The sequence below is a fragment of the Pseudomonas sp. 2VD genome, assembly GCF_005503585.1.
Lineage (GTDB): Bacteria > Pseudomonadota > Gammaproteobacteria > Pseudomonadales > Pseudomonadaceae > Pseudomonas > Pseudomonas aeruginosa.
The window spans coordinates 1-6,606 of sequence record NZ_SCND01000336.1 but is presented as its reverse complement, the minus strand read 5'-3'; the positions used below and the strand labels follow the sequence as shown (position 1 = coordinate 6,606).

Sequence of the window (6,606 nt, the reverse complement as noted above, 5' to 3'; positions counted from 1 at the left end):
TGCCTGGTCGGCGCCGCGCTGGGCATGGCCGGGGCGATCTTCCAGTCGATCTCGCGCAATCCGCTGGGCTCGCCCGACGTCATCGGTTTCACCACCGGCGCCGCCAGCGGCGCCATCGTGCAGATCATCCTGTTCGATGCCGGCCCGCTGGCCACCTCGCTGGCGGCGCTGGCCGCCGGCCTCTGCACGGCGCTGGCGGTGGTGCTGCTGGCGCGCCGGGGCGCCACCGCCGGCGGCTACCGCCTGGTGCTGGTGGGCATCGGTGTCGGCGCCAGCCTGTCGGGCCTGAACAGCCTGCTGCTGGTCACCGGCAACCTCGACCAGGCGATGTACGCCCAGCTCTGGCTGGCCGGCTCGCTGAACACCCGGACCTGGTCGCACGTCGTCCCGGCAGCGCTGGGCCTGCTCGCCAGCGTGCCGCTGGCGCTGTACCACGGTCGTCGCCTGGAAGTGCTGGAGCTGGGCGATGCCAGCGCCGCCCAGCTCGGCGTGGCGGTGGAGCGCGTGCGCTTGCAGATGGTCCTGGTCGCCGTCGGCATGACCGCCATCGCCACCGCCGCGGCCGGCCCCATCGCCTTCATCGCCCTGGCCGGCCCGCAACTGGCCCGGCGCCTGACCCGCTCGGCCGGGGTGCCGTTGCTGTCCGGCGCATTGATGGGCGCGGTCCTGCTGCTGGCCGCCGACCTGCTCGGCCAGCGCCTGGCATACGTCGCCAACCTGCCGATCGGCCTGATGACCGGCCTGCTCGGCGGTTTCTACCTGCTCTGGCTACTGCTGCGCAGCCGCCGGATCTGAGCTCTGGCCTCAACGACCGCCCAGGCTGCCGTTGCCGCGCCCCCGCCAGGGAAGCCGCGAACGCCGGCCAGGATGTACACTGCATCCCCTGTATCGACCCGGCCGCCTCGCGGCCCCCGTCGCATCGAGCAGAGAACAAGAGGAACGATGATGAGCGTCGCTAACGGTCTCCCCGTCTCCATTCGCCAGGCGGTGACAGCATGATCGAGGTCACCGAGGTTTCCATCGCCGAGCTGCGTGACGCGCTCGAGTCCGGTCGTACCACGGCGGTCGAACTGGTCCAGGCCTACCTGGCGCGGATCGACGCCTACGATGCACCCGGCACGCCCACCGCGCTGAACGCGGTGGTGGTGCGCAATCCCGATGCGCTGGCCGAAGCGCAGGCCTCCGACGCCCGCCGGGCGCGTGGCGAGACCCTCGGTCCGCTGGACGGCATTCCCTACACCGCCAAGGACAGCTACCTGGTCAAGGGCCTCACCGCGGCTTCCGGCAGCCCGGCGTTCAAGGACCTGGTGGCCCAGCGCGATGCCTTCACCGTCGAGCGCCTGCGCGCCGCCGGGGCGATCTGCCTGGGCAAGACCAACATGCCGCCCATGGCCAACGGCGGCATGCAGCGCGGCGTCTACGGCCGCGCGGAGAGCCCGTACAACGCCGCCTACCTCACCGCGCCCTTCGCCTCGGGGTCCTCCAATGGCGCCGGCACCGCCACCGCGGCCAGCTTCGCCGCCTTCGGCCTGGCCGAGGAAACCTGGTCGAGCGGGCGCGGCCCGGCGTCGAACAACGGCCTGTGCGCCTACACCCCTTCGCGCGGGGTGATCTCGGTGCGCGGCAACTGGCCGCTGACGCCGACCATGGACGTGGTGGTGCCCTATGCGCGGAGCATGGCCGACCTGCTGGAAATCCTCGACGTAGTGGTCGCCGACGATCCCGATACCCGCGGCGACCTCTGGCGCATGCAGCCCTGGGTGCCGATCCCCAAGGCCTCCGAGGTACGCCCGGCGAGCTACCCAGCCCTGGCCGCAGGCGCCGAGGCCCTGGCCGGTAAGCGCTTCGGCGTGCCGCGCATGTTCATCAACGCCGACCCCGATGCGGGCACCAGCGAGTCCCCTGGGATCGGCGGCCCGACCGGCCAGCGCATCCATACCCGCCCCTCGGTCATCGCCCTCTGGGAACAGGCGCGCAAGGCCCTGGAAGCCGCCGGCGCCGAAGTGATCGAAGTGGACTTCCCGCTGGTGTCGAACTGCGAAGGCGACCGACCCGGCGCGCCCACCGTGTTCAACCGCGGCCTGGTGTCGAAGGAATTCCTCCACGACGAGCTGTGGGAACTCTCGGCCTGGGGCTTCGACGACTTCCTGCGCGCCAATGGCGATCCGAAGCTGAACCGCCTGGCGGATGTCGACGGCCCGCAGATCTTCCCCCACGACCCCGGCACCCTGCCCAACCGCGAGGGCGACCTGGCCGCCGGCATGGACGAATACGTGCGGATGGCCGAGCGCGGCATCAAGCCCTGGGACCGGATCGCGACCCTCCCCGATGGCCTGCGCGGCCTTGAGGAAACCCGGCGGATCGACCTCGAGGAGTGGATGCGACGCCTGCGCCTGGACGCCGTGCTCTTCCCCACCGTCGCCGACGTCGGCCCGGCGGACGCCGACGTCAACCCGGCCTCGGCCGACATCGCCTGGAGCAACGGTGTCTGGGTCGCCAACGGCAACCTCGCCATCCGCCACCTCGGCGTGCCGACGGTCACCGTACCGATGGGGGTGATGGCCGACATCGGCATGCCGGTGGGCCTGACCTTCGCCGGCCGCGCCTACGACGACTCGGCGCTGCTGCGCTTCGCCGCGGCCTTCGAGTCGACCGGCTCGCGACGTATCGTGCCGCCGCGTACTCCACCGCTGGCAAGCAAGTGAAAGGCGCGGGCGGAAGGCTTCGCGTCTTGCGCCCGCGCTGTTCCGTTCAAGGGAGTTATCGATGCAGCGACTCTTCGTCTACGGCAGCCTCGGCCCCGGCCGTCCCAACGAACACCTGATGCAGAAGATCGGCGGGCAGTGGCAGGCGGCCAGCCTCCGCGGTCGCCTGCTGGAAAAGGGCTGGGCGCCGGGATGGGCTTTCCGGGCCTGGCGATCGACGCCGACGGCGAGGAAATCCACGGCCATGTGTTCGTCTCCGACCGCCTCGCCGAGCACTGGCCCGCGCTGGATGAATTCGAAGGCACCGAATACCGGCGCGTGGCGACCCGGGTAACGCTGGCCGACGGCGCCCAGGTCGATGCCTACGTCTACGCCCTGCGCGACTGAGCGCTTGCCGGCGGCCTAGGGATTCGCACGCAAAGCGCGCAGGGTCTTCGCGAGGACCCCGACCGCCGCCTCCAGCTCGTCCGTGGTGTAGGCGGCGAAGCCCATCAGGAAACCCGCTCGCGGTGGCGCGGCGAGATGCAGGGCGCTGAGCCCGACCAGCTCGACACCGGCGCGGTATGCCGCCGCGATGGCGCGCGTTTCGTCGATTTCCGCGCAGAGCAGCCCGGGCATCTGTAGCCCGCCGGCCGGCACGCGCGGCTCGACCAGGCCGCCCAGACGCTTGCCTACCCGCTCCGCGAGGAATCCCAGGCGCTCGCCGTAGAGGTTGCGCATGCCGCGCACGTAGGCGCCGAAGTGGCCGCCGGCGATGAAGCGCGCCAGGGTCAGTTGCGCCAGCGAGGCGTTGTGCCCGTCCTGCAGGGAGCGGGCGACGGTCATCGGTGCCACCAGCGCCGGCGGCAGGATCATGTAGCCGATGCGCAGGCCGGGAAACAGCGACTTGGTGAACGTGCCGATGTAGAGCGTCCGCTCGTGGGCGTCCAGGCCTTGCACGCAGGCGGTGGGCCGGCCGGCGTAGTGGAACTCGCTGTCGTAGTCGTCCTCGATGATCCATGCCTGCTGCCGCTGCGCCCATTCGATCAGCGCCAGGCGACGCTCCAGCGACAGGGTCACGCCGGTCGGGTAATGGTGCGACGGGGTCAGGCACAGCGCCCGCGCCGCCTGCGGCTGGGCGAGGATCGGCTCGGGCCGCAGGCCCTGTTCGTCGACCGGGACCGGCAGGCACTCCAGGCCGGCGGCCTCGAAGGCCTTGCGCGCGCCGTAGTAGGCCGGGTCCTCGACGAATATCCGCTCGCCGGCGTCGAGCAGCACGCTGGCGCAAAGACCCAGCGCCTGTTGCGAACTGGTCAGCACCAGTACCCGGTCGGCCGTGGCCCGTGCGCCGCGCTCCAGGTTGACGTAGTCGGCGATCGCCTGGCGCAGCGGCTCGGCGCCCTGCGGGTCGCCGTGGGTCAGGGCGCGCGCGCCATATTCCTTGAGGACCTGGCGCTGCAGGCGCTCCCAGGTCGCCAGGGGAAAGGTGCGGGTCTCCGGCACGCCGGGAGCGAAGGGGAGCGGGACGAGCTGCTCGCGAACCCCGCCGCCAGCCTGCATCGCCTCGCCACGCCGGCTCAGTCGCGGCGCGCCGCCGACCCGCCGTGGAGCGCCCGCGCCGCGCCGGCCGGGGGACAGCCGGGTAGCCGCGGCCACCACGCTGCCGCTGCCGACCCGACGCTCGATGAAGCCCTCGGCATGCAGGTGCGCATAGGCCGCTTCGACGGTGTCGCGGGATACCCCCAACGACTGCGCCAGCGCCCGCGAGGCCGGCAACGGATTGCCCGGCGCCAGGGCACCGTCGAGGATCAGTTGGCGGATCGCGCGCTGGATTCGCGCATGCAGCGGCAGGGCCTGGAGCTGTGGATGGAGGAGTCGCGCCTTGACCGATTCGAGCAGTGATTGCCTGAACAAATGGTCTGCCCTCGATCATCTAATTGGTGGGATATGGCAAGCCATTAGGCGGCTATAAAAACACCCGGGTCAAGACCCTCGGTCCCGGCCTCCGCCGGATCGCCCCATCAAGCCAAAGAAGGAAGCACTGGATGCAATCCCTGCACACACTGGTATCGGTACGCCCCGTGGCACACGAGGACTTCGAGCAGTGGCTCGAACACTGGAAGGCCTACCAGGCGTTCTATGAAGTCGAACTCTCGGCACAGACCACCGAGGCCACCTGGCGGCGCTTCTTCGACGAGGGCGAACCGATGCACTGCGCGGTGGCCAGCGACGGTCGCCGCCTGCATGGCATCGTCAACTTCCTCTACCACCGCTCGACCTGGGCGGCACAGGACGTCTGCTACCTGGAAGACCTCTATGTCTCGCCCGACGTGCGCGGCCAGCAGATCGGCAAGCAGTTGATCGAGTACGTCCGCCGGCAGGCCGAGGAACGTCGCTGCGCGCGGCTCTACTGGCATACCCAGGAAAGCAACCACAGGGCGCAGCGCCTGTACGACTGGGTGGCGGACAAGCCGGGCGTGATCGAATACCGCATCGAGCTCTGAACCGACCGCGCGACCGGAGCCTCGGCGCGGCGGACCCTCGACGCGGTTCTCAGTCCCAGGCCGGCGCCAGGCCCTGCGGACTGACCTCGCGGCCGTTACGCTCGAGGCCGGCGATGCGCGCCATGTCCTCGGCGTCCAGGCGCAGGTCGCGCGCCAGCAGGTTGCTGGCGAGGTTCTCGCGGCGGGTCGAGGACGGAATCACCGCGTAGCCCAGTTGCATCGCCCAGGCCAGCGCCACCTGGGCGACCGTGGCCCGGTGCCTGGCGGCTATCCCGGCCAGCGCCGGGTCCTTCAGCACCTTGCCGTAGGCCAGGGTCATGTACGAGGTGACCGCGATGCCCTGCTCCTCGAGGTAGGCGGTCAGCGCGCGGTTCTGCAAGTAAGGGCTGAGTTCGATCTGGTTGGTGGATATCTCGCCCGCACCGACCGCGGCGATGGCCTGGCGGGTCAGCTCGATGTTGAAGTTGGAGACGCCGATCCGCCGGGTCAGGCCCAGGGACTTGGCTTCCGCCAGCGCCGCCATGTACTCCGCCAGCTCGACGCCGTTGCCGGGTGCCGGCCAATGGATCAGGACCAGGTCCAACCGGTCGGTGCGCAGTTTCTCCAGACTCTCGCGCAGGCTGGCGAGCAGCTTTTCGCAGGCGTAGTTGTCGACCCAGACCTTGGTGGTGAGGAACAGCTCGGAACGCGGTACGCCGCTCTCGGCGATCGCGCGTCCGATATCCGCCTCGTTGCCGTAGATCTGCGCGGTATCGATGGCGCGATAACCCAGCTCGAGGGCGCTGCGCACCGAGTCGACGACGACCTGGCCGGTGAGGCGGAAGGTGCCGAGACCGAAGGACGGGAGGGGGTGGATGGTGGACGACATGGCTGCGCTCCGTGGGCGGGATGACTCGAAGGAAGCGCAGTGTGGCGGCTTACATCTCTTCGATTAAGGCCCGAATCGAGCAAATTCATTTGCGCTGGAATCACGAATCCAGGCGGCCTTCACGGGAGGTATCCAGCGGAAATCCCCGTCAGCCGCTGGCAGAACGCAGCTCATCGGATTCCCGCGAATACTACTGATAACGATAATCTCTATCATTTACTCCATTTTTACATTTACATACACTTGCCCCGCCGCGAATTCCTACGCCGGTTTCCCACATAAACAAGAAACGCAGCCGGTCGCGCCAACGGCCTGCCTGCGCCGCCATCCAGGACACTGCAGATGAAACACGTCGTTTCCAGTGCGTTATTGCTCGGTCTCTCCTCGCTTTCCCTGGCCGCCCAGGCCGCTCCCATCGCCCTTGACCTTCCCGCCCAGCCCCTGGCCGCATCCCTCGAGCAATTGCAGGGCGCCAGCGGCCTGCGCATCCGTTTCGACCGCGCGGCCGTGGCCGACCGGCGCGCACCGGCCCTACGCGGCACGCTGGAGC

The 6,606-nt window shown here is 69.6% G+C and carries 6 protein-coding genes and 1 pseudogene; 5 read left to right on the top strand and 2 right to left on the bottom strand.

What is annotated here, in order from left to right; genetic code table 11:
* From FFS27_RS26200 to FFS27_RS26185, 3 genes and pseudogenes are all read left to right on the top strand, one after another.
* The coding region (locus FFS27_RS26200) for a FecCD family ABC transporter permease (protein WP_137952301.1) at window positions 1-795 on the top strand (795 nt) is incomplete at its 5' end.
* A 200-nt stretch (window positions 796-995) separates the two neighbouring features.
* Window positions 996-2,705: an amidase gene (locus FFS27_RS26190; RefSeq protein ID WP_003112050.1), complete on the top strand. Its 1,710-nt coding sequence runs from the start codon at window positions 996-998 to the stop codon at window positions 2,703-2,705.
* A 61-nt stretch (window positions 2,706-2,766) separates the two neighbouring features.
* Window positions 2,767-3,092 (top strand): annotated as a pseudogene (locus FFS27_RS26185) (gamma-glutamylcyclotransferase family protein).
* Between the two features lie 15 nt (window positions 3,093-3,107).
* Here FFS27_RS26185 and pdxR read toward each other — a convergent pair.
* Window positions 3,108-4,598, bottom strand: a complete 1,491-nt coding sequence (pdxR, locus tag FFS27_RS26180) for a MocR-like pyridoxine biosynthesis transcription factor PdxR (protein WP_137952300.1) — start codon at window positions 4,596-4,598, stop codon at window positions 3,108-3,110.
* Window positions 4,599-4,729: 131 nt separating this feature from the next.
* Here pdxR and FFS27_RS26175 point away from each other — a divergent pair, with 131 nt between their 5' ends.
* A complete protein-coding gene (locus tag FFS27_RS26175) occupies window positions 4,730-5,188 on the top strand; it encodes a GNAT family N-acetyltransferase (RefSeq protein ID WP_003110534.1) in 459 nt (152 codons plus the stop codon).
* Window positions 5,189-5,237: 49 nt separating this feature from the next.
* Here FFS27_RS26175 and dkgB read toward each other — a convergent pair whose 3' ends face one another.
* On the bottom strand, window positions 5,238-6,056 hold the full coding sequence (gene dkgB, locus FFS27_RS26170; protein ID WP_003137520.1) for a 2,5-didehydrogluconate reductase DkgB: 819 nt from the start codon (window positions 6,054-6,056) through the stop codon (window positions 5,238-5,240).
* A 342-nt stretch (window positions 6,057-6,398) separates the two neighbouring features.
* Here dkgB and FFS27_RS26165 point away from each other — a divergent pair.
* Window positions 6,399-6,606, top strand: a 208-nt coding sequence (locus FFS27_RS26165; protein ID WP_137952299.1) for a hypothetical protein, incomplete at its 3' end; no start/stop codon positions are given.

What these genes read in the sequence shown, in the direction of transcription:
- FFS27_RS26190 (WP_003112050.1), top strand. Translation starts at nt 996, where the DNA reads ATGATCGAGGTCACCGAGGTTTCCATCGCCGAGCTGCGTGACGCGCTC.
- FFS27_RS26175 (WP_003110534.1), top strand. Translation starts at nt 4,730, where the DNA reads ATGCAATCCCTGCACACACTGGTATCGGTACGCCCCGTGGCACACGAG.
- dkgB (WP_003137520.1), bottom strand. Translation starts at nt 6,056, where the DNA reads ATGTCGTCCACCATCCACCCCCTCCCGTCCTTCGGTCTCGGCACCTTC.